Genomic DNA, 21,321 nt, shown 5'->3' with positions numbered 1-21,321 from the left:
CCGCGAACGACGCACGTTCTCGCCCGGAGTGGTCGGCCATCCTGAGGCGAAGCGGTCAGCCGGCGCTACCGGGCGGTCGGCCTTCGACAACCCACGCCGCGACCGCGGGCGCGACCAGTTCGCTGTCCTTCACCCACGACGCATGGCCGATGTGGGTGAAGCCCGAGGTCCGGTCGATGTGCCAGCGGTGCTGCTGCGCAGCGCCCATCCGCTTGCTCAGGAACCGCACCGTGGACTCGGGGCCGAGCGGGTCGCCGTCGAGCGAGACGAGCAGGACCGGCAGCGTGAATTCGCGCAGCAACCGGTCGTAGTCGCGGGCGCTGCCGCTGGGCCGGTAGTTGCCGGTCCGCAGGTGCCGGGCCCAGTCGATCATCACGCCCGCGGTCATCGGCCCGATGCCGCCACCGCCGGTCCACCGGCCGCGCAGCCGGGTGACCGCACCGACCGACAGGCCGCGCGCCAGCACCTCGAGGCGCCTGCGCAGTTCGAACGACCACCAGTACACCGAACCGGTACCGATCGTCGTGATGCTCGCGACCCGATCCGGTTCGGCCGCCGCGAACAGCAACGCGAGCTGTCCGCCGAGGCTGTGCCCGAACAGGTGCAGCGGCGCCTGCGGGAACCGCTCGCGCAGCGCGTCCGCCACGGCGGGCAGGTCCACCTCGATCAGCTCGCGATAGCCGAACCCGGGACCTTCCCCCAGTGCGGGCAAGCTGTCGCCCTGCGCGCGCAGATCGAGAACGGCGGCCGTCAGTCCGGCCGCGTGCAAGGCCGTGACCAGCGGCAGGTAGTACTTGGCCTTGATGGCCATGGCGGGCAGGATCAGCACCACCGGTGCGGCCGGATCCGCCTGCGGCAGCAGGCGTACCGCCAGGGTGGCGCCGTCGGGGGTGGCGACGGTGGTCGTTTCCAGCCCGACGATCTGGGCGCGTTGCTCGCTCATCACGCCTCCGCGGCCAGCGTGCAGACGTAGTCGAGCGCGACCTTGCCGACCAGCACACCCGCGGTGTCGTACATCAGCGCCCGCGCGTCCACATCCAGTCGCTGGCCACCCTTGGCCGCCAGCACCGTCGCGACGTCGCTGGGGTCGATGACCCCGATCGCCCGGATCCGGCCGAGGGCGGGCTTGCGGAACGACAGTCGCGCGTCACGCAGCACCAGGGTGTCGATGGCCGACAACCGCGACGCCAGCGCGCCCACGAACGCGCACGCGCCGGCGATATCGGCGGCCAGGAATTGCGCACCGGCGTGCACGGTACGCAGATGGTTGAGGACGTAGGGCTCGTCGGGAATTTCCACGATCGCGCGGTGCGGACCGATTTCGGTGATCTCGGTCCCCGCGTGGGTGCCGAAGGGGACCAACTTGCTCACAATTCGCTGCAGATGCAAGAAGTCGGGGTTATCCGGATCGATCGCCTCGAATACCGAACCGAGGGTGGCTGAGGTTTTCAGTTCAGGTGCCATGAATTAATTGCACCATCCGCACCCACCGATTCGGATTTCCATTGCCGATCTCAATCGACCGAATGGCAATCAACTCGCCAACGGTTCTCCGTACACTTTGCCGCGGATAGTGGATTGCAGGAAGTTCTTCGTCGAATCGAGGCTGTCCAGGAATACCTGCACCACTTCGTTGGGACTGTCGACGCGCCAGGCCACCTGTAATTCCACCACCGGTTCCGGATCGACGAGGGGAACCACCTTCAACCCCATCGGCCGCGGCTCGTCCATGCTGATGAACGACGCGAACCCCACATACCGGCGGGCGGCCACGGTGATCTCGGTGGCCACCGAGTCGTTCATGTACTCGGCGACCTTCGGGAACGCGCCCGCCCGCTCGCCCGCCGTCATGATGGCGTCGTACATCGCCGGGCTCACCTCCCGGTTGAACAGCACACACGGCGTCTCGGCCAGTTCGCGGATCGAGATCGAAGACCGGTCGGCCCACCGGTGCCCCTGCCCGACCAGCGCACCGATGCGCATCTGCAGCAGACACCGCGACAGCACCGACCCGCCGTTGGACGCGCCGCCGTAGAGCAGCCCGACATCGAGCTCCCCGCGCGTGAGAGCGGTGAGCTGCGGCCCGGAACGACCCGAGCTGAGTTTGGTGGTGATGTTGGGATAATGCGCGTGTAATTGGGCCAGTGACCTGGGCATGATGAGCTGCCCGGCCCGGCCGTTGAACCCGATGTTGATCTTGCCCATCCGCCCGGCCGCGATGTCGCGGACGGTGTTGGTCGCCGAGTGCACCTCCCCGAGAATCCGTCGCGCGTCGGCGCGGAACGCCTCGCCCGCGGGGGTCAGCTGCACCACCCGCGACGTCCGCGACACCAGTTCGACGCCGAGATGGCGTTCCAGGCGCTTGAGTTGCTGGCTGAGTGACGGTTGCGTGAGGTGGAGCCTGGCGGCCGCCCTTCCGAAGTGCAGTTCGTCAGCGATGGCAAGAAATGCCTCGATATGCCGTGTCTCCATAGTGCGCGCCTCGCGTGATCAGGTACGTGACTCGTCCGAGATATGCACCTTGTATAGCGGCACCGCACGTCATCGGGGAACGGGCCCGTGAAGCTCAGATGAGCAGCGACCGAATTCCTGCCGCCTCTACGGCGTGTCCACCCCGCCTCGCGGCAACCGGCGCCGCGAGCAGCACCGCGAACACGGTCGATTCGGCACTCGAATCGCTGACTCGGAAAAACCCGATGATCCCCGTCTTGACAGGGTGATCCATTTCGTACCGCAATTGATCAATAATGCGTTCCGCGTTGTCGCCCACGACACAGGAGTGGAAGACTTTTATCCGGTGCAGGCGAAGTAATTTCGACGCCGATTTCGAAGGAGCCCAGAAAATGACGACCACGGTTGCCAGCCAGAACGACGCCGAGTCGACACTGGCCGAACTGTTCGCTCCCGATACCCGACCCGATCCTTATCCCGTCCACCGTGCCCTTCGCACGAAGTCCCCGTTGGTCACCAAAGGCGGCGACCTCGTCATCATCGCCAACTACGCCGATGCCCAGCAGGTGCTGCGCGACCCGTCGGTCCGCAATGACCCCAAGCTGTCCCGGCTCGGCAAGGATCACCCAGAGCGCTCCGAGTCCCTGCTGTTCCTGGATCCGCCCGCGCACACCCGTATTCGCCGGCTCGTGTCGAAGGCCTTCACCCCCAGGGTTATTCGGGCCTCACAGCCGCAGATCCACTCGATCGTCGACGACCTCATCGCCCAGATCGCGAGTAAGTCCGAATTCGACGTGGTCGCCGAATTCGCGCTGCCGCTGCCGGTGCGGATCATGTGCGCCCTGCTCGGCATCCCCGTCGAGGAGTTCGGCGATTTCGAACCCGCCGCCCGCCGACTCGGCCGCGTCCTCGACTTCAACCTCGTCGTCCACAACGACGACCTCGATGACGCCGAAGGCGCGCGCAACGAGCTGATGAACTACCTGAAGAACCTGATCATCCGCAGGCGCGGCAACCTCGGCGACGATCTGCTCTCGCGGCTGATCGAGGTCGAAGAGGAAGGCGAGGTGCTCAGCGAGGGCGAACTGCTCGCCACCTGCGTGCTGCTGATGGTCGCGGGCCACGAGACCACCGCCAACATGATCGCGAACGGCGTGCTCGCCCTGCTGCAGAACCCGGACCAGCGCGAGATCCTCGGCGCCGATCCAGAACTGGGAATCAGTGCCGCGGACGAGGTACTGCGCTATGACGCGCCGATCCAGTTCGTCATGCGCATCGCCACCCGCGACATGGAGGTGAGCGGCACCGCGATCAGCCCCGGCACCGCGATGCTGGTGCTGCTCGCCGCGGCCAACCGCGATCCCGAGCACTACCCCGACGCCGACCGCTTCGATGTGGCCCGCGGCGCGGCCGACCACCTCGCCTTCTCGGCCGGGGCGCACTTCTGCCTCGCCGCCGCGCTGGGCCGGGCCGAGGGCGCCGCGGCGCTGTCCGCCTTCGCCAGTCGGGTGATCGACCCGGTGCTGGTCCCGGGATCGCTGCGCTACCGGCCCAATGTGAACCTGCGTGGCATCGACGCCATGACTGTCACGCATGGCGGAGTCCGACTCCGTTGACGTCCGATTCGACTACCCCCTCCACAGAAAGCCTGTTATGAACTCGCACCACCACGGCCGTAAGGCCGGATGGGGGATCGTGCTCGTCGCGGTCACCACGCTGCTCGCAGCCTGCGGCCAGAACACCTCGGCCCCGGCCGCGGCCGACGACCCGGTGACCATCACCTTCCTGTCCTACACCTATGGACAGGCCAACCCGCTGGGCAAGGGCATCGAGAAGTTGATCAACGACTTCCAGACCGCCAATCCGAAGATCACGGTCAAGCCGCAGTCGGTCCCGACGGCCGACGCGCTCACCAAACTCCAGAGCGAAGTGGTCGCGGGCAACCCGCCCGACGTCGCGCAGATCGGGTGGAGCAAGGTCTCGCAGGCCTCGCAGACCTTGCCGCTGCGCTCGCTCGAAGAGGTCGCCGGGACCGACGAGTGGAACAAGCACATGGCGGGCTTCGTCCCGTCGGTGCTGAAGGCGACCCCGGTCGCCGGTGCCAAGAAGCCGGTCGCGATGCCGTTCATGATGGCCACCCCGGTGGTCTTCTACAACGCCGACCTGTTCACCGCCGCCGGGCTCGATCCCGCCCAGCCGCCCAAGACGATGGCCCAGCTGAAGCAGGCCGCACAGGCGATCAAGGACAAGACCGAGGCGCAGGGCGTGTACGTCTCGGCGGCCGACCCGGGCAAGTCCGACTACCTGACCCAGTCCCTGGTCAACAGTGCCGGTGGCGCGCTGGTGTCGAGCAGCGGTGAAGTCACCGTCGACTCGGCCCCGGTGATCACCGCGCTGTCGACGATCCAGGACCTGACCAAGTCCGGTGTGCAGCCCGCGGTCGACTTCGCCTCCGCGCAAAGCGCTTTCAACTCGGGCAAGCTCGGCATGCTGGTCACCACCGGCGGCGGTCTGCTGACCCTCGACGCGGCGGCCAAGGGCAAGTTCGCCCTGCAGGTGGCACCGCTGCCCGCCTTCGACAACCTGCCCGCCCGCCCCACCTTCTCCGGCTCCGGCCTGACGATCGTGGCCAAGGACGCGGCCAAGGCGAAGGCGGCGTGGAAGTTCGTGCAGTTCATGACCAGCGACGAGAGCTTCAAGCTCATCGCCTCGCAGATGGGCTACCTGCCACTGCGGACCGCGGCGGAGTCCTCGGCCGACCCGCGACTCGGCTCGGCTGTCAAGCAGATGGCCGATCTGGCTCCCTACACCGCCTTCCCGGGCAAGCAGTCCAACCAGGGCGTCGTCATCCTCCAGGACGAGGCCGTCGAACCGATCGTCCTTCGCGGCGCCGACCCGGCGGCGACCCTGCGCGCCGCCGCCGCGAAGATCCGCGGACTCAACTGAGTTCACGCACCATCCGCTGACCACCACCCCCTCGAAGAGAGACACCGTTGTCACACCAGGTATTCGCACACACGCCGCCGAACGGTTCGACCGATGGCGGCGCGATCCCGAACAAGATCGGCCTGACGGTCAATCCGTGGTCGGGAAAGCAGCTCCTGCGCTCCGATTTCGAGGAGATGCGCGAATTCCTCGATGAGGCCGCGACCGCCGGATTCGGCTATGCCGAACTCGGTGGCTGCGGCCTCGGGGTGGTGATCGGCGGACAGGTGCAGCGCTCCCGGCTGGCGGCGCTACGCGACGCGCTGGCCGATTGCCGACTCCGGCTGACCCTGCACAGTTCGTGGCATTCGTCCGGACGAACCGGCAATCTGCTCGACACCGGCACCGCCTCCGCACAGCAAATCGGTCTACTGGCGGATCTGGAGGTGGCCGCCGCGATCGGCGCCGAGGTGCTGGTCTACCACGCCGGAGTGCTGCCGAACCTCTACAGCGACGGGTCTGCCCTCACCGCGGGCATGGCGACCGAGCGCACGATGCTGCGCGAGCTCGCCGACGAATCCGGCGCGCGTGGGGTCACGATCGCGGTCGAGAACCGGGCGCCGGGTCCCGCGGTACTCACCCGCCGTTCCTACGGGATGCGCCTGGATATGGTCGCCGAGCAGGTGCAGCAGATCGATCACCCCGCGGTGACGATGTGCCTCGACGTCGGCCACGCGTACCTGTCGGCCGGCTACCTGAACTACGACTACCTGGCCGCGATACGGGAAGTGGCCCCGGTTGTCGGCCACGTTCACCTGCACGACAATTTCGGCCGGATGGCCCGCCAGCCCGATGCCAGCCCGTACGAACTCGAACTCCTCGGTGAGGGCGATCTGCACCTGCCACCCGGCTGGGGCACGATCCCGCTGGCGGAGGTCCTGGCGACGTCGTTCCCCCGTGATCCGGCGATCATCATCGAGATGCGCCACGCCCGCCATTACGCGGAGGCCCTGGACACCACCCTGCGGATGCTCGATGTGCGAGCCAGTTCATGACGCTCACCAAGACCCCCGAGGTGACGCCGAAGGTACGCGTGGTCGAGCGCCCCGCCGCGACCGGGCTTGCCTGGCTGTACTTCTCGCCGACCATGCTCTCGATCGCCGTGTGGGTCTACGGTCCGCTCGTGTTCACCGCGGTGCTCAGCTTTCTGGACTGGAACCTGGTGTCCCCCGACATCGAGTTCAACGGTCTGAAGAACTACGAAACCCTCATCACCGAACCGGAATTCGGCAACGCGGCCTGGAACACGCTGAAGTACGCGCTGTTCGTGCTGCCGTTCGCGACGGTCGTCCCGTGCGCGCTGGCCATCGCATTGTGGAAACGGCCCGGCCGGACCAGCGAGTTCTACCGGATGCTGTTGTTCCTGCCGGTGGTGCTCGCGCCGGTGGCCAATGCGCTGTCGTGGCAGTTCATTCTGGACCCGCTGTACGGCATCGTGAATCAAACGCTCGGATTCGTCGGAGTGGAGCCGGTCAACTGGCTCGGTGACCCGGCCACCGCGTTGCCGACCATCGTCGTGGTCACGGCACCGAAGGTGGTGGCACTCAACACTTTGCTGTTCGGAGCGGCGCTGGCGAATCTGGACCGTCGCACCGTCGACGCCGCGCGCCTGGACGACGCCACCGAAGGTGAGATCACCCGGTCGATCATCCTGCCGCAGCTGCGTCGCCCGATCATCCTGCTCGGGATGCTGTCGATGGTGGTGGTGTGGCCGTGGCTGTTCACCAATATCGGTGTGCTCACCCGTGGCGGACCCAGCAATGCCACCGACAACGTCTACTACCGGCTCTACACCTACGGTTTCACCTTTTTCGACGCGGGCACCGCATCGGCGGCGGCCATCGTCATCGCGCTCGCGTTCGGGCTGCTCCTGACCGTCCACACCCTGCTCTCGAGGAGATTCCGTGCGACGCGGTGACGCGATCGGCAGACACCTGCTTCTGATCACAGCCATTGTGCTGATGCTGTTCCCGGTCGTCTTGGCGCTGACCACTTCCTTCAAACCGGTGTCGACGATCTTCGATCTGAACCCGCTCCCGTATCCGGCCAGCCTGGAGAACTACGAGATGGCGGTAGGCCGGTTCCCGATCGGGCGGCTGCTGCTCAACACGTTCATCATGGCCGCCGGCGTCACCATCGCGACGATGCTGGTCGCACTGCCCGCCGCCTACGCGCTGGTGCGTTTCGACAAGGCCCGCGGCCGTGGCTTCGTCCTTGCGGCCGTGGGTATTTCGCTGCTGATCCCGCCGCAGGCGCTGATCATCCCGCAGTTCCTGATGACCGCGAAGCTGGGCTGGCAGGGCCACACGATCGGGGTGATCATCCCGCAGCTCGGTGTCAGCGCGCTCGCGGTGCTGTTGCTGCGCGACCACATTCGTTCGGTGCCGCAATCGCTGATCGGTGCGGCGGTGCTCGAAGGCGCCACGTCGTGGGAGATCCTGCGCCACGTGGTGCTCGGCGTGCTGCGCCCGGCCTTGGGCGCGGTGGCGATCCTGCTGTTCATCAGTACGTGGAACGAATTCCTGTGGCCGCTGCTGGTGATGCCCGATCCGGAGGACACGACCATCCAGCCGGGTCTGGCCCTGTTCCTCGGTCCGGAGAGCGCGGAGTACGGCCCGATGCTCGCCGCGGCGATGCTGGCATCACTGCCGGTCGTCATCATCTATGTCCTGGCGTCGCGACGGATCGCGGACGCCTTCCTTCATTCAGGGGTTCGGTAATCGACATGACCAGTCTCAGTGTGAGCGAGCCCCCGGTGCTGACCACCGAGCTCGATCTCTCGGCCGGCGTGGTGCTCGACGGCATCACCAAGCAATACGGCGAGGACCGCCCGGCTCTCGACGTCGACCTTCTGCACGTGCCCGGACAATCGCTGACCGTGCTGGTCGGCCCGTCCGGCTGCGGCAAATCGACCGCGCTCGGCGTGGTGTCCGGCCTGATCACCCCCACCGCGGGGCGAGTGCTCATCGACGGCGCCGACGTCACCGAGGTGGCGCCGGGACGACGCGGAGTCTCGATGGTGTTCCAGGACTTCGCGCTGTACCCGCACATGACCGTCGAGCGCAATATCTCCTTCGGCCTGCGGCTCGAGGGCAAGCACAACCGCAGTTCCGGGCTGGACCGCACCGAGATCGAACGACGGGTGGCCGGTGCGTGCGACAGCCTCGGGCTGAGCGAACTGCGCCACCGCAAGCCCGCTCAGCTCTCGGGTGGTCAGCGTCAGCGGGTCGGGTTGGCCAGGGCGATCGTTCGGCAGCCCAAGGTGCTGCTGCTCGACGAGCCGCTGTCCGCGCTCGACGCGCAGTTGCGTCAGCAGGCGCGGGTCGAACTGGTGCGACTGCATCGCGAGCTCGGCAATACCGTCGTGCTCGTCACCCATGACCAGCTCGAGGCACTGTCGATGGCCACCCACCTGGTGGTGATGAACAATTCGCGGGTGTTGCAGGTCGGTAGTCCGGCGCAGGTGTACCGGCGACCGGTCGATCTGTTCGTCGCGACGTTCCTGGGTAGCCCGCCGATGAACCTGGCGACGGTGACGCTGAACGAGGCCGGAGACGAGATGACCGGGAGCGGACTGGAAGTGCTGCTCCCACAGGCTGTTCCCGGTGTCCCCGCCGAACTGAAACTGGGCTGGCGGCCCGGCGACGGCACGCTCCGTGACCACGACGGCCCCGGCTTGCTCGTGCACGGTGTGGTAGAGCTGGTCGAGTTCACCGGCGACTCCAAGATCGCGCAGTGCACCGGCGAATCGGGTCGCTGGGCGGTGACGCTGCCCGCCAACGATCCGGCTCCGGCCATCGGCGCGCGGATCCAGGTCTTCGTCCCGGCGGACCGGCTGCACCTGTTCGACCTCGAAACCGGCTCCCGAGTAACGGCTTTCGATGCACCTGCTGATCACTAACGATGACGGATACCGCGCGCCGGGCCTGCTGGCCTTGGCGCACGCCGTGCGGGCGCTCGGCATCGACGCGACGGTGGTAGCACCGAGCGGGCCGATGTCGGGCGCGGGCCAGTCCCGGCGCAGTGGCGTCGCGGTGGAGTGGGAGCGGGCCGCCCCGACCGCCGGAATTCCCACGATTCACGTGGGATCGACACCGGCGGCCTGCGTGGTGTTCGCGCTGACCTCCGGGGTCATCGCGCCGGTGGATCTGTGCCTGAGCGGTGTGAACGCGGGCGAGAACATCGGCGCCACACTCAATGTCAGCGGCACCTACGGTGCCGTCCAGGAGGCGGGAGCGCGCGGTGTGCCCGGCATCGCGCTCTCGCGCGAGTTCGGTGGACCGTGGAACGCGCCGCACGATTGGGACTGGAGCTGGGTCCCCGACGCGACCGCCGGGGTACTCACCACGCTGCTGGCAGCGCGGGCCGGGTGGTTCACCGCGAACGTCAACCTGTCCGGCACCGACCGGGGCGCCGATCCGGCCTACACCAGGGTCAGCCGCGCGCTGTATTACACCGACGTCTTCGACATCGCCCAGGGCGCCATCCTCAGCACGATCGGTTACCGTGCCGAGGATCTGGCGCCCGACGACGACATCCACGCCTTCGCCGAGCAGCGCCGGACCAGCATCACCCTCGTCCGGCGGGCTTGAACGGTTCGGACCGCAACGCGGTCTTGACGACCTTCCCGCCGGGGTTGCGCGGCAACGGCGCCGTGCGCACCGAGAAGTACTGGGGCACTTTGAAATCGGCGAGTCGCTCGCGCAGGTAGTCGAGCACGGCGGCTTCGTCGAACTCGACCCCCGCGACCGGTACCACCACGGCACCGACCTTCTCGCCCATCATGTCGTCGGGCACCCCGACCACCGCGGATTCGCCGATTCCCGGGGCGCCGGCGAGAGCGTTCTCCACCTCGACGCAGTACACGTTCTCGCCACCGCGGTTGATCATGTCCTTGGCCCGATCGGCGATCGACACCAGTCCCCGCTCGTCGATGCGGGCGAGGTCGCCGGTGCGCAGCCAGCCGTCGACGAAGGTCGCGGCGGTGGCGGCGGGGTTGTTCCAGTATCCGGCGACGACAGTGGCGCCGCGGACGAGTAGTTCGCCGACGCCGCTGACGGGATCGGGCGCTTCGATGGCCAGGTCGATGATCGGCGCGGCGAACCCCACCGATTCCGCGTGTTCGACGGCCCATTCGTGCGGTAGGTAGGTCGAGATGGACGAGGTCTCGGTGAGCCCGAACCCGTTGGCCAGCCGCGCGTTCGGGAAGTGCCGGGCGATCTCGGCGACCAGCGCGGGCGCGACCGGCGCGCCACCGTAGGCGACCCGGTTCACCGCGCTCAGATCGAAGTCGGCGAAGTCGGGTTGCCGGAACGCGAGGTAGTAGATGGCGGGAGTATTGGTGAGCGAGGTGATCCGCTCGTCGACGATCGCCCGCAGGAAATCCTGAATCTTGAACTGCGGCAGGATGATCGTGCTGCCGCCGATGGCCAGCTGGGGAATCAGCTGACTGTTGCAGGCGGTGACGTGGAACAGCGGCACCGAGACCAGGTTGCGCAGCGTCGGGCCTTCGTCGGCGGCGATGTGGGCGAGCCGGCGCACGTTCTCCACGGTGGACAGCAGGTTGCGATGTGTGGTCATCGCCCCCTTGGGTCGTCCGGTCGTCCCGCTGGTGTAGAAGATCGCGGCCAGATCCGTGGGACCCGCACCCTCGTAGACGTAGGGATCACCCTGGGGCAGTGACTCGTTCGGCCGCAGGCTGTACGCGGCGTCGGAATCGGTCAGGACATAGTCGATTTCGGGGTCCGCGAACCGGGTGTTGACCGGCACGGCCACCGCGCCCGCCAGCACGATTCCGAGAAAGCCGACTACCCACTCGGTTCCGGCGTTCAACAGGATGGCGACACGGTCACCCGGCTGAATTCCCCTGTCCCGCAGGCCACCCGACACCGCAGCGGCACGGTCCCACAGTTGCCGGTAAGAGAGTCGCTCGCCACCGACCTCGACGACGGCTTCCTGCTCGGGCCACGTCTTCACGGTGTGGCGCAGCATGTCCACCAGGGAATCGGGCAGATCGGCGTAGTGCGCGACACCGCGCTCGTCGCGAAAGATCCCGGCGGTGTCGAACGGCTGCACGGTCATCGCGCACCCTGCGGGTTCAGCAGCGCGGCGAGGTTGTCCTCGGCGAAGAACTCCCGGCCGCTGAGCCCGCCCGCCATCATCCGGAACCACTGCTGCGTGTGCTCGGCGCTGCTCGGCAACGCGCGCATCACCTCGACGTGCTTGTCCGGCAACACCAGTCGCGAGGACTCACAGGTGAACCGGTACATCGGCTTGCTCGACCGGTCCCGCTGCGCCTGATAGTCGGCGAGCGCTTCGTCGAGTGGCCGCGCCCCCGAGAGCCCCTCGTGCGCCCGCTCCGCGAGCAGGTCGGCGTAGGTGAACGCGTCACTGATCCCGAGGCCGGTGAAGGGGTCCTTGTGATAGCCGGCGTCGCCGACCAGCGCCCACCCGGGGCCGTGCGATTCGCGGTAGAAGTTCTCCGGGTAGCGGGCGATGTAGAACCGTTCGTCGCGTTCGCCGGTGTCGAGCAGTTCGGCGAGGTCGGGCGCGGTTTCCTTGAACGCCAACGAGAAGTTGGCCTCGACATCGGTGCGGAACGGCGCGAACCGGTCGACGTACTGCACACACCAGATCAGTGTCTTGCCGTCGTGGGTCGGCCAGCCGCCGACCGCCTGCTTGTCGCCGATCCGCAACTGGCTCTGCATATTCAGGCCGGACCAGTACGAGTAGGCGGTGAAGGTCTCCCCCGGGATCACGTCGTATTTCTGTGCCCCCGTGAGCTGGGCGACGGTGGACGCGTACCCGTCGGCGCCGATGACGAGGCGGGCGTGTTCGGTGACCGGTTCGCCGTCGCGGTCGCGGCCGACGATGCCGGTGACGAACTCACCGTCGCGCACCAGATCTGTCACGGTGACGCCTTCGCGCAGATCGACCCCGGCCTCGCGGGCGGCGTCCTGCAACAATTTGTCGAGCACGATGCGCCGCGGCGCGTAGGTCTCGGCGATTCCGTCGATCGGGTCGGAGAAGCCGGAGAAGTGGGCGTCGGCATAGGACATGGTGATCGAATGGATGGGCGTGCAGCCGGTGGCTTTCAGCCGATCGAGCAGGCCCCAATCCCGCAGTCGCGCCAGGCCACTCTGCCGCAGCATGTGGGTCGACACGGCATCCTTGGGAAACAGCGCCTGGTCGACGCAGAGCACCCGGTAGCCACGCCGCGCGAGCAGCATCGCGACCGTGGCGCCGGCGCAGCGCGCGCCGACAACAATGACATCGTGCACAGTCTTCGACCTTTCAGGCATCGAGCACGAGACGGTCCGTGCGCGCTCGGGAAACGCAGATCATCATGGTTTTGCCCGACTCTTGTTCAGCCGGGGTGAGCACCGAATCACGGTGCTCGACTTCGCCTTCGAGCACGGTGGTCTCGCAGGTCGCGCACGTTCCTTCGCGGCACGACCACAGCACGTCGGAGCCGGCCCGTTCGAGTGCGTCCAGGATCGACGACCCGGCCGGTACTTCGATGGTCCGGCCGGAACGGTTGAGCACGACGGTGGTCGGCCGGTCGGGTCCGGTGGCCGCGATCTCCTTGGGATGAAAACGCTCGACCCGCAAGGCATCCGCGACACAGTGCTGCTCGACCGCGGCCAGCAGCGGCTCGGGACCACAGCAGTACACGAGCGTGCCCGAGGTCACCGGCTCGAGAATCTCGGCCAGTGGCATCAGCCCGACTTCGTCCTGCGCGTAGCGACGAACCCGCGCACCGTAGGCGGACAGCTCGTCGGCGAACGCCATTCGCGAGCCGGTGCGGCCGCCGTAGTGCAATTGCCAGTCGGCGCCGTGCTGTTCGAGTTCGCGGATCATCGGCAACAGCGGGGTGATCCCGATACCGCCGGCGATCAGGAGGTAGCTCGCCGCCTGCGTGAGCGGGAAATTGTTGCGTGGCTCCCGGATCTCCAACAGCGTGCCCGGCCGCACGTTCTCGTGCATCCACGCCGACCCGCCGCGCCCCTGCTCCTCGAGCAGCACCGCGATGCGATAACTGTCCCGATTCGCGGGATCGCCACACAGCGAGTACTGGCGAACGACGCCGTCGGGCAGGACGACATCCACGTGCGCACCCGGTGCCCACGGCGGCAGTGGCGCGCCGCCGGGGTCGGTGAGCACAAAGGACAGCACGCCCTCTGATTCGTAGGTAATGGACCGAATTCGCACAATCGCGCTGATCACACGACGAGTCTCGCAGGGGTTCGGCGGCCCGCGGGGATTGATACTTTCAACGAATTGCCGGATTGAAATGGGGTCGATCGACTATCGGTGGTCAGCGGGAGAAACGATCAGGAATCGAGAAGTTTCCAGGTCGGCGCCGTGTCAGCATTGTTTTCATGGATCGACGAAAGGGTTTTTCGATGAACATCACCTGGGTTCGGCGAACTCATCGCGTGCTCGCCGTCGCCTTCCTCGCGGCTGTGCTCATCACGGTGATCGGGTTGTCGCTCAGCGGGCCAGAATGGGTGGTCTACCTGCCGCTCATTCCGCTCGCCGGGCTGTTCCTGTCCGGTGCGTCGATGTTCGTACGGCTCTTGCGCGGCCCGCACCCGCTGTCGGCGTTCGGCGACCGTGCTGGTCGCCTCCGTCAGGTGCATCGCTGGTCCGCGGTGGTATTCGTCGTCGCCGTTGTCGCCACTGTGATCGCGCTGGCACAACCGGAGCCGATCGTATGGATCTCCTACCTCCCGCTGATCCCACTGGCCGGACTCTTCCTGTCCGGCTCGTTCATGTTCGTGTCGCCGCTGGTACGGGCGCGGCGCGCCCAGTAGGTGGATGGCCCCGTCAGCCGATGTCGACCACCCGTGCCCATGCGGGTGGGCTGTCCGGGACGTAGTCCGGGTCGTCGTGGCGCCATGCGCGTTCTCGGCGGAAGAGGCCGACGATGGTTCGGCAGGCCGGTTGGTGGGCGGGCCAGGGGGTTTGGCCGTCGGTCAGGGCGACGAGTACGTCCGGGCGGGTGCGCAGGGCTTGGGTGAAACCGGTGCGCAGGTCGGTGCCGCCACCGCCGATCAGCGTCATGCCCTCGGCCTGGCACAGGGGGTGGGCGATTCTGGCCGCCGCGTCGCAGGAGAACACGGTGACCAGGTCGCGGCGGCCGCCGACGGCGCGGATGATGGCGGCGACTTCGAGCAGGGCGCTGCCCAGTTCGTCGTCGCTGACCGAACCCGAGGTGTCGATGACCACGCTGACCTTGGGTGGGGTGCGACGCAGGCTGGGCAACACGATGCCGGGGAGTGCGGCGGACCGGCGGGCGGGGCGCCGGTAGGTATAGTCCTCGCCGACGCCGGGGGCCGAGGCGGCCGCGCGCAGTGCCGCGCCGAGCAGGTCACGCCACGGCTGGGAAGGATGCAATGCTTCCTTCGCCCAGCGTCGCCAACCCTGGGGCGCGTCTCCTGGACGCCCGACGATGCCCTGTGCCACGAGGAATCGGACGCCGTCGCGCTGCTGTTCGCTGAGACCGTCCGCGCCGTCGGGTCCCAGCTCCCATTCGCGGTCCGATCCGTCCGCGCCGCTGCCGCAGTCGAGCCACGCCATGTCTTCGGTCAGACGCCCGAGGCGGAACTGGCCCAGGTAGTCCTCCATGAGTTGCCCTGGGTCCAGCCCCAATGTGCTGGGCAGCACGGCGCCCTCGGGCCAGACCAGCCCGTCACCGAACGCGTCATCGTTGATCTCGGCGTCCGCGGCGATGTTCATCCGCAGCCGCTCCCCCGGACCGGTCAGGTCGTGGGCGTGCGCGTAGCGGTCGCTGCGCGCGTGATGGTCTCGCAGCAGGTGCGAAACCTCGTGCACCAGGATCGAAGCCAGGTCTTCCACCGGTGTGCAGTCGACGAACCGCGGCGAGACGTAGCACCGCCAGTGTTTGTCCACGCCCATCGTCGGCACCCTTGCCGACTCGACGATGTGCAGCGCGTACAGCGCGGTCGCCAGATAGGGACGGGCCGAAACAGCGTGCAGCCGTGCGGCATACAGCTTGCCGAGATCCAGTCCGGTGGTATCCGCTGTCATCGGCCCGCCTTGACGGCAACGCGGGCCGCGGCGCGATCGGCACTCTGCGACACCGATACCACCCCGGCGAGTTGTTCGATCGCCGCGGGCACCTCCCAGTTGTCGCGGCGCAGCGTGGCCAGAGTTGTCGCGGGAACAACCACCAGGTCGGGTGCTCCGGTTTCCACGGCTTTCACCAGCAGCGACCAAGCCGCGTCCCACCGAGCCCGCTCCGGTCGTTTGCGCACCGCGGCCACCACACCGTCGAGAACGGCCTGGCGCAGGTCGCCCCTGTTCGGCAGTTCGGCGCCGACAGGATCGGCCAGCAGTGCTTCCGGATCGGGCAGATCCATCCGATCTATGCTGGTCAGCAGTTCGAAACCGGGGCCGTCACCGACGGTGCCGCGGATCAACTGCGACAGCACATCACGACTCGCGTCGGCCGCGGTGGCGAAGGCGATCAGCCGCACGGTCATCTCCCAACTCCGCGGTGACGCCCAGGCACCACCCCGCCGGGTTTCGGTAGTGGGCATCTGATGCACGAGCTTGGGCCGCGCCGCGAGCAAGGTGCACACCGCGCGACGCGCGAAGGCGACTGCCTCCGGCAGGCTTTCGGGCGTGAGTCGAGGCAGAGTCGCGCGCGGCCATGTTCCGCCGAGGCCGCGGACGACGACATCGTGCTCGTGGGTCCACTGCAGGTGCACGAAACGGTTCGCCAGCGGCGGGCTCAGCTCCCAGCCGTCGGCGGCCGACGAGCGCGGGTTGGCGGCCGCGACGATGCGCACACCCGGCGGCAGTTCCAGTGCACCGACCCGCCTTTCGAGAACGACACGCAACAGCGCGGCCTGCACGGCGGGTGGCGCGGTGGACAGTTCGTCGAGGAACAGCAGGCCGCGCCCGGCCCGCACGAGTCGAACCGCCCAGTCCGGCGGCGCCATCGGCACACCCTGGGTCGCGGGGTCGTCGCCGATGATCGGCAGGCCCGAGAAGTCCGACGGCTCGTGCACACTCGCGATCACCGTGGTCAACGGCAAGTCCAGGGACTGCGCGAGCTGGGTCAGGGCCGCGGTCTTGCCGATGCCCGGCTCACCCCACAGCAGCACCGGCAGGTCGGCGGCCACCGCCAAGGTGAGAGCTTCCAGTTGCGTGTTGGTGCGCGGTTCCGTCTTCACCGCACCCAGCAGGGCGAGGAGTTCGCCCGCGACGTCGAGCTGGGAGTCGGTGGCGCGAATCGGGAGCGACGGGCAGAGGGTATGAACAGACATGTGTGAATCACCTTTGGGTTCAGAAGAATTCGATAGATGAGAGCAGGTGGAGCGAGCTCGACCGCAGGGTCGGTCGAGACAGCGCGAAGGTCAGCAGCGCGACAAGACGCGCCCTGAGGGCCCGGACGGCAACTCAGTGCAAGGTCAGGTGTCTCGGACGTGCGCGACGACCCTTGCGGTCGTACCGGTCGGGCGGGATGTGGCCGCGACCGGGTGCGGGTAGACCGGCCCGGAACAGGCCATAGGTGATCCGTTGCCGTACAGCAGCTTCGAGTGCGTCGCGAAGTGGTCCGTCGCGCAGCACCGCGTCGGCGCCGAGTTTGCCTTCGACGATGGTGAGGGCGCCGTCGATATCACCGTGGTCCAGGCGGTCGCAGACGCTGACGAGCCAATCCGGTTGGCGCAGCGACCGGTCGATGACCTGTAGGCAGGGCATCGGGGTTCCGGTCAGGGCTGCCAGGAGTTCCTCGCGCCGGATTTCGGCGGGGTCGTGATCCAGGGCGGCGAGCACCCCGTTCACCAACCCGATCCGGTGGCGTTCGCCCCGGCACTCCACGATCCGATGACCCGCGGCGCTGATCTCGGACGTCTCGGTCGGCGCGCCGTCGCAACCGAGCACTGAGGCGACCAGCGGATGCAGTCGATCGGCGGCGATCTCGCCCGCGCGCAGCAATTCCAGATCGGGAAGCACCCAGGTCGCCGCGTCGGGCAGGACCGGAAGGGCGGAGATTCCGCCGCGCGGGTGTTGCCTCGAAATCCGCACGGCGAGTGGGTCATCCGCGCGCACGTCCAACACGAGCCGCTTTCGCGCACCACACCGCACCAGCACCAACCCGGACCGGCGCCCCTCGGCCCGCAGCAGAATCCCCGCTTCGTCCGCCCACCGGTCCACGGCGCAACCCGGCGGCACCGTTGCGGATACAAAATCCCTGGCGTCGTCGCCTGCCGCCAGTCGCCGGTCGGCGAATTGCCCTGACCCGGAACGGGTTCGCAACTCTCCCACCCTGCGCGAATCCCACAGATGACGGTGCAGGTCGAGCCGGTAGCGACTGTTGGGTCGGGGGTGTGGGTGCATGCGCGCGCTGGTCGCGGGGCTCGCCATGTCCCACAGCGCGAGGCTGATCCGCTGCCCGGCGGCCGCCCAGGCCGGTGGCGTACGGACCACCAGATACACAGAATCCGCACCGTCACACTGCGTTACGTCACCGGCCGCGCTGTCGAGACCGGTGACGCTCCCGGATTCGTAGCGAGCCAGCACCATCGTCAACCCGGGTCGCAACAGACCGTCCGGCGCGATTCTGGGAAGATGCCAGCGCAACAGGTCCGGTGCCAGATACCGCAGGTCGGCCCGTACCCGAGCGGCGAGTCCTCGCCCGTGGGTCCGCGCCAACGCCCGCAGATCCACATCGAGATCGACATGCGCAGCAGCGCAGGCCCCTGCCCAGTCGCCGACGAGCCGTCGTGCGGTGGCGGCCTCGATCATGGCGGACGGCACAGCGAGTTCGCGCACACGCAGCCAGAGGTCGCGGCGCGCATCGTCATAGGACGTACGGGAAGACTGCGGATTTTCGGTGAATTCCCCGCGTTCACGCGGGAGAGAAGCCGGTTCGATGACCGGCGTGGGGCTCAACGGCCCGGGCGCAGAACGCCCTTTCGACTCGATGTCATGTCGCCAGTATGCACAACAACGCGCGACCCGACAAGCGGTGGTGGTCGCGTCGCATGCGCTGCCACCGAGTCGACGAGGCAGGCGGGCCCTGGTCACAGACCAGATGCCCGCCTTGCCGGAGAGTCGCTACCGCGCGTCGGTGAGCTCGCGTGCGTCGGACTGCGCACCCAGCTGCGGGTAGGTCGGGTATTCGATGCCCGAGATGTACTGCACGGTCCGCACCACCTGGCACGAGTAGCCGAATTCGTTGTCGTACCAGACGTAGAGGATGGCGGTGTCGCCCTCGACGATGGTGGCGTTGGCGTCGATGATCGAGGCCGCCCGCGAGCCGATGAAGTCGCTCGAGACCGCGTCGGTGGCGGCGGTGTAGTCGAGGTTGCGGCTCAACGGGCCCGCGAGGGATACCTGACGCAGGTACGCGAGCACGTCTTCCTTGGTCGTGTCCTGCTTCAGCTGCAGGTTCAGGATCGCGACGGAGACGTCCGGGGTGGGAACGCGGATCGAGTTGCCGGTGATCTTGGCCTTGAAGTCCGGCATCGCCTTGGCCACCGCGGAGGCGGCGCCGGTCTCGGTGAGCACCAGGTTGAACGGCGCGGAGCGACCGCGACGATCGGCCTTGTGGTAGTTGTCCAGGAGGTTCTGGTCGTTGGTGAACGAGTGCACCGTCTCCACGTGTCCACGCACGATGCCGAACTCGTCGTCCATGGCCTTGAGCGGCGGCACGATCGCGTTGGTCGTGCAGGAGGCGCAGGAGAAGATCTGCTGCGACAGGTCCAGGTCGCGGTGGTTGACGCCGTGCACGATGTTGGGCACGTCACCCTTGCCGGGCGCGGTGAGCACGACCTTCGCGATGCCGGGGCGCAGGTGCTGCTCCAGGCCCGCGCGGTCACGCCAGCGACCGGTGTTGTCGATCAGGATCGCGTTGTCGATGCCGTAGGCGGTGTAGTCGATCGTCGTCGGGTCATCGCTGTAGATGAACTTGATGACGTTGCCGTTCGCGGTGATCGTGTCGTTGTCGGTGTCGACCTTGATCGTGCCGTTGAAGTGCCCGTGCACCGAGTCGCGGCGCAGCAGCGACGCCCGCTTGGCCAGGTCGTCGTCGCCGCCCTTGCGCACCACCACCGCGCGCAGGCTCAGCCCGTTGCCCGACCCGGCCTTCTCGATCAGCAGCCGGGTGACCAGCCGCCCGATCCGCCCGAACCCGTAGAGCACCACATCACGCGGTCCCTGCGACACGGCCTTGTTGCCGTCGCTCACCTCGGCCAGCACCGAGGTGGTGAACTCCTCGACCGACAGGCCCCGATCGTCGGCGTGAAATGCCATCACGAGCTGACCCAGGTCGATCTTGCACGGCCCCAGATCCAGCCGGCTGATCACCTGCAGGAACGGCAGGGTCTCGTCCACCGACAGCTCTTCGCCGCCGATCTGGCGCGCGAACCGGTGCGTCCGCAGGATGCTGATCACCGACTTGTTCACCAGCGACCGGCTGTGCAGCAGAATCGTCACACCCTTGCTGCGGTACAGCGTCCCGATGATCGGAATCATCGCCTCCGCCGCAGCTTCCTGAGCGTTCCAGCGATCAAGTTGTTCGGTAGTCAACACACGTCCTCTGGTTTCATCGATATGTCCGCTGCATCGATGCTAATGAGGGCCGAATTTTCACCGAGGACCACTCCCCACCGGTGAGATCGTGCGCACTGCGCTGGGAGGAGTGCGCGGGATCGGACAGCTGTGACGCGCGACACCGAACACGGTTCAGAACTTGCCGGTGTGGTGCTCGACGCGGTGGCCGAGACGGGCGGTGCACTCGGCGATGAATTCGTCGGTCAGCGGTGGCCAGCCCCAGAAGTCGAAGGCGAGGGCGCCCAGGGCGAAACCCCATGGCCACTGCCAGTCGGTGATCGCGCTGGTCGTCTCGCACGAGGTACAAGCCACCGCACCGGCGCCCGTCTGTTCCCACCTGTCGATCGCGTCCGAAAAGGGTTGCCACACTGCGGGATCAGGGTCCCAAGCCTCCGGGTAGTCGATGATCACCGTGGTTGCCCGGCAGTTCGGGCACGTCGCGTCGGCCGGTGCGATCTCGCCCTGACCGCCGTAGTGGGCGTGGCGTCCGACGATGACCGCGACCGGCGCGGGAATCGTATCGGCGCCCCAATTCTGGGCGATCTCCGCCCATGCGGGCCCTGTCACATACCCTTCGTCGACGTGGAGGCTGTACATCGCGTCCCCCGAGGTCTGCCGAAGCAACCATCCTCGCGACACCATCCAGTTGATCATCGCCTCGGCCAACGCCTCGGCATCCGCCGCGGCCACATCGAGATCGACGATCCGTTCGAAGTAGTCACCCACCCTTCGCATCCTGCCACCGCGGTCCGACACAGTCCGGCGCCCGTCCGCACCGCCGGTCGATGGCGTGGTCAGGTCGCGGCAGTCCAGCGGATCGACGCGGGTTTCACTCTGGCGCACAACGGGTTTCCGGTCGCGTCGGTGAGGCCGAGACGAGCCTCGAGCACGCCCGATTCGATCGCGGCCGTCAGCGTCTCGGCGGAGACGTCGGCGAGCATCAGCTTGGCGCGCCGGAACATGGTGAGCGTGCCGGCGTCATCGACGGCGACCCAGCTGAGGTAGAGGAACCGCTCCCCCGGTCGGCCCTGGATGTAAGGCCCGCGGACGTCGGTCTCGTGGACAGTGCACTCCACCGTCCACGTGACGGTTTCCGCGTCACCACGCTGTAGGTCGAGCAGCTCCTGTGGCCGGTTCTTGCGCTGCACGCCGACATGAACGTTCGAGTACGCCGTCTCGATCCCGGGCGGTCGACAGGACGAACCCGGCAGCTGTGTCCCCACGATTCGGATGCGCATCCCGCGATTCTCCGGCACACGCGGAGATTTTGCTCGTTCATGCTATTTTCGCTCAGGC

At 67.5% G+C, this 21,321-nt stretch carries 21 protein-coding genes; 8 read left to right on the top strand and 13 right to left on the bottom strand.

Going from position 1 to position 21,321, the window contains the following annotated elements:
- Positions 1 to 55: 55 nt before the first annotated feature.
- The 4 genes from ACFVJ5_RS00450 to ACFVJ5_RS00435 form a co-directional block, all read right to left on the bottom strand.
- Complete coding sequence (locus ACFVJ5_RS00450) at positions 56 to 943, bottom strand: alpha/beta fold hydrolase (RefSeq protein ID WP_379217659.1); 888 nt, start codon at positions 941 to 943, stop codon at positions 56 to 58.
- Positions 943 to 1,464 (bottom strand): DUF4442 domain-containing protein, encoded by a 522-nt coding sequence (locus ACFVJ5_RS00445; RefSeq protein ID WP_378626832.1) that lies wholly within the window; start codon positions 1,462 to 1,464, stop codon positions 943 to 945. The genes ACFVJ5_RS00450 and ACFVJ5_RS00445 overlap by 1 nt, the downstream gene beginning before the upstream one ends.
- A gap of 69 nt (positions 1,465 to 1,533) precedes the next feature.
- Positions 1,534 to 2,472, bottom strand: a complete 939-nt coding sequence (locus ACFVJ5_RS00440) for a LysR family transcriptional regulator (RefSeq protein ID WP_378626831.1) — start codon at positions 2,470 to 2,472, stop codon at positions 1,534 to 1,536.
- Between the two features lie 94 nt (positions 2,473 to 2,566).
- Positions 2,567 to 2,854 (bottom strand): hypothetical protein, encoded by a 288-nt coding sequence (locus ACFVJ5_RS00435; protein ID WP_379217657.1) that lies wholly within the window; start codon positions 2,852 to 2,854, stop codon positions 2,567 to 2,569.
- On the opposite strand from ACFVJ5_RS00435, the gene ACFVJ5_RS00430 reads away from it, so the two are divergent.
- From ACFVJ5_RS00430 to ACFVJ5_RS00400, 7 genes are read left to right on the top strand one after another with little or no spacing between them, the layout of a single operon-like run.
- Positions 2,844 to 4,067 (top strand): cytochrome P450, encoded by a 1,224-nt coding sequence (locus tag ACFVJ5_RS00430; protein WP_379217655.1) that lies wholly within the window; start codon positions 2,844 to 2,846, stop codon positions 4,065 to 4,067. The genes ACFVJ5_RS00435 and ACFVJ5_RS00430 overlap by 11 nt on opposite strands.
- 37 nt (positions 4,068 to 4,104) lie before the next feature.
- Positions 4,105 to 5,397, top strand: a complete 1,293-nt coding sequence (locus ACFVJ5_RS00425) for an extracellular solute-binding protein (protein WP_379217653.1) — start codon at positions 4,105 to 4,107, stop codon at positions 5,395 to 5,397.
- Positions 5,398 to 5,444: 47 nt separating this feature from the next.
- Positions 5,445 to 6,431, top strand: a complete 987-nt coding sequence (locus ACFVJ5_RS00420) for a sugar phosphate isomerase/epimerase family protein (protein ID WP_379217652.1) — start codon at positions 5,445 to 5,447, stop codon at positions 6,429 to 6,431.
- Positions 6,428 to 7,354 carry a carbohydrate ABC transporter permease gene (locus ACFVJ5_RS00415; protein WP_379217650.1) on the top strand — a complete coding sequence of 309 codons (927 nt, stop codon included), beginning with the start codon at positions 6,428 to 6,430 and terminating at the stop codon, positions 7,352 to 7,354. The genes ACFVJ5_RS00420 and ACFVJ5_RS00415 overlap by 4 nt, the downstream gene beginning before the upstream one ends.
- Positions 7,341 to 8,156 carry a carbohydrate ABC transporter permease gene (locus tag ACFVJ5_RS00410; protein ID WP_378658373.1) on the top strand — a complete coding sequence of 272 codons (816 nt, stop codon included), beginning with the start codon at positions 7,341 to 7,343 and terminating at the stop codon, positions 8,154 to 8,156. Before ACFVJ5_RS00415 ends, ACFVJ5_RS00410 begins: the two co-directional genes overlap by 14 nt.
- A 5-nt stretch (positions 8,157 to 8,161) precedes the next feature.
- Complete coding sequence (locus ACFVJ5_RS00405) at positions 8,162 to 9,337, top strand: ABC transporter ATP-binding protein (RefSeq protein ID WP_379217647.1); 1,176 nt, start codon at positions 8,162 to 8,164, stop codon at positions 9,335 to 9,337.
- Positions 9,318 to 10,028, top strand: coding sequence for a 5'/3'-nucleotidase SurE (locus ACFVJ5_RS00400; protein ID WP_379217646.1), 711 nt, complete (start codon positions 9,318 to 9,320; stop codon positions 10,026 to 10,028). The genes ACFVJ5_RS00405 and ACFVJ5_RS00400 overlap by 20 nt, the downstream gene beginning before the upstream one ends.
- Here the strand turns inward: ACFVJ5_RS00400 and ACFVJ5_RS00395 are convergent.
- From ACFVJ5_RS00395 to ACFVJ5_RS00385, 3 genes are read right to left on the bottom strand one after another with little or no spacing between them, the layout of a single operon-like run.
- Complete coding sequence (locus tag ACFVJ5_RS00395; protein WP_379217644.1) at positions 10,006 to 11,517, bottom strand: class I adenylate-forming enzyme family protein; 1,512 nt, start codon at positions 11,515 to 11,517, stop codon at positions 10,006 to 10,008. The two genes, ACFVJ5_RS00400 and ACFVJ5_RS00395, sit on opposite strands and share 23 nt — an antisense overlap.
- Positions 11,514 to 12,716 carry an FAD-dependent oxidoreductase gene (locus ACFVJ5_RS00390; RefSeq protein WP_379217643.1) on the bottom strand — a complete coding sequence of 401 codons (1,203 nt, stop codon included), beginning with the start codon at positions 12,714 to 12,716 and terminating at the stop codon, positions 11,514 to 11,516. Before ACFVJ5_RS00390 ends, ACFVJ5_RS00395 begins: the two co-directional genes overlap by 4 nt.
- A 13-nt stretch (positions 12,717 to 12,729) precedes the next feature.
- Positions 12,730 to 13,662, bottom strand: a complete 933-nt coding sequence (locus ACFVJ5_RS00385) for a PDR/VanB family oxidoreductase (protein ID WP_379217641.1) — start codon at positions 13,660 to 13,662, stop codon at positions 12,730 to 12,732.
- A 155-nt stretch (positions 13,663 to 13,817) separates the two neighbouring features.
- Between ACFVJ5_RS00385 and ACFVJ5_RS00380 the strand changes: the two genes are divergently transcribed.
- On the top strand, positions 13,818 to 14,252 hold the full coding sequence (locus ACFVJ5_RS00380; protein WP_379217640.1) for a hypothetical protein: 435 nt from the start codon (positions 13,818 to 13,820) through the stop codon (positions 14,250 to 14,252).
- 13 nt (positions 14,253 to 14,265) lie between these two features.
- On the opposite strand, the gene ACFVJ5_RS00375 is transcribed toward ACFVJ5_RS00380, so the two are convergent.
- The 6 genes from ACFVJ5_RS00375 to ACFVJ5_RS00350 all read right to left on the bottom strand — a co-directional run bounded on the left by ACFVJ5_RS00375 (position 14,266) and on the right by ACFVJ5_RS00350 (position 21,263).
- Complete coding sequence (locus ACFVJ5_RS00375) at positions 14,266 to 15,489, bottom strand: VWA-like domain-containing protein (protein WP_379217638.1); 1,224 nt, start codon at positions 15,487 to 15,489, stop codon at positions 14,266 to 14,268.
- Positions 15,486 to 16,733 (bottom strand): AAA family ATPase, encoded by a 1,248-nt coding sequence (locus ACFVJ5_RS00370; protein ID WP_379217636.1) that lies wholly within the window; start codon positions 16,731 to 16,733, stop codon positions 15,486 to 15,488. Before ACFVJ5_RS00370 ends, ACFVJ5_RS00375 begins: the two co-directional genes overlap by 4 nt.
- A 133-nt stretch (positions 16,734 to 16,866) precedes the next feature.
- Entirely contained in the window at positions 16,867 to 18,363 is a 1,497-nt protein-coding gene (locus tag ACFVJ5_RS00365; RefSeq protein ID WP_379217634.1) for a hypothetical protein, read from the bottom strand.
- A gap of 165 nt (positions 18,364 to 18,528) precedes the next feature.
- A complete protein-coding gene (locus ACFVJ5_RS00360; RefSeq protein ID WP_379219734.1) occupies positions 18,529 to 19,947 on the bottom strand; it encodes a glyceraldehyde-3-phosphate dehydrogenase in 1,419 nt (472 codons plus the stop codon).
- A gap of 210 nt (positions 19,948 to 20,157) precedes the next feature.
- Positions 20,158 to 20,760: a hypothetical protein gene (locus ACFVJ5_RS00355; RefSeq protein ID WP_379217633.1), complete on the bottom strand. Its 603-nt coding sequence runs from the start codon at positions 20,758 to 20,760 to the stop codon at positions 20,158 to 20,160.
- A gap of 59 nt (positions 20,761 to 20,819) precedes the next feature.
- The gene (locus ACFVJ5_RS00350) at positions 20,820 to 21,263 is read right to left on the bottom strand and encodes a DUF5990 family protein (protein WP_379217631.1); all 444 of its coding nucleotides are present in this window, start codon (positions 21,261 to 21,263) and stop codon (positions 20,820 to 20,822) included.
- Between the last annotated feature and the right edge of the window lie 58 nt (positions 21,264 to 21,321).

The organism is Nocardia sp. NPDC127606 (genome assembly GCF_042671725.1).
GTDB lineage: Bacteria > Actinomycetota > Actinomycetes > Mycobacteriales > Mycobacteriaceae > Nocardia.
This window is presented reverse-complemented; position numbering and strand designations above follow the sequence as displayed.

Bases quoted from the DNA above. Each gene is read 5' to 3' on its own strand.
- ACFVJ5_RS00370 (WP_379217636.1), bottom strand. From the start codon at position 16,733: ATGTCTGTTCATACCCTCTGCCCGTCGCTCCCGATTCGCGCCACCGAC.
- ACFVJ5_RS00430 (WP_379217655.1), top strand. From the start codon at position 2,844: ATGACGACCACGGTTGCCAGCCAGAACGACGCCGAGTCGACACTGGCC.
- ACFVJ5_RS00440 (WP_378626831.1), bottom strand. From the start codon at position 2,472: ATGGAGACACGGCATATCGAGGCATTTCTTGCCATCGCTGACGAACTG.
- ACFVJ5_RS00355 (WP_379217633.1), bottom strand. From the start codon at position 20,760: ATGCGAAGGGTGGGTGACTACTTCGAACGGATCGTCGATCTCGATGTG.
- ACFVJ5_RS00425 (WP_379217653.1), top strand. From the start codon at position 4,105: ATGAACTCGCACCACCACGGCCGTAAGGCCGGATGGGGGATCGTGCTC.
- ACFVJ5_RS00350 (WP_379217631.1), bottom strand. From the start codon at position 21,263: ATGCGCATCCGAATCGTGGGGACACAGCTGCCGGGTTCGTCCTGTCGA.
- ACFVJ5_RS00360 (WP_379219734.1), bottom strand. From the start codon at position 19,947: ATGATTCCGATCATCGGGACGCTGTACCGCAGCAAGGGTGTGACGATT.
- ACFVJ5_RS00405 (WP_379217647.1), top strand. From the start codon at position 8,162: ATGACCAGTCTCAGTGTGAGCGAGCCCCCGGTGCTGACCACCGAGCTC.
- ACFVJ5_RS00375 (WP_379217638.1), bottom strand. From the start codon at position 15,489: ATGACAGCGGATACCACCGGACTGGATCTCGGCAAGCTGTATGCCGCA.
- ACFVJ5_RS00400 (WP_379217646.1), top strand. From the start codon at position 9,318: ATGCACCTGCTGATCACTAACGATGACGGATACCGCGCGCCGGGCCTG.
- ACFVJ5_RS00395 (WP_379217644.1), bottom strand. From the start codon at position 11,517: ATGACCGTGCAGCCGTTCGACACCGCCGGGATCTTTCGCGACGAGCGC.
- ACFVJ5_RS00380 (WP_379217640.1), top strand. From the start codon at position 13,818: ATGGATCGACGAAAGGGTTTTTCGATGAACATCACCTGGGTTCGGCGA.
- ACFVJ5_RS00415 (WP_379217650.1), top strand. From the start codon at position 6,428: ATGACGCTCACCAAGACCCCCGAGGTGACGCCGAAGGTACGCGTGGTC.
- ACFVJ5_RS00445 (WP_378626832.1), bottom strand. From the start codon at position 1,464: ATGGCACCTGAACTGAAAACCTCAGCCACCCTCGGTTCGGTATTCGAG.
- ACFVJ5_RS00450 (WP_379217659.1), bottom strand. From the start codon at position 943: ATGAGCGAGCAACGCGCCCAGATCGTCGGGCTGGAAACGACCACCGTC.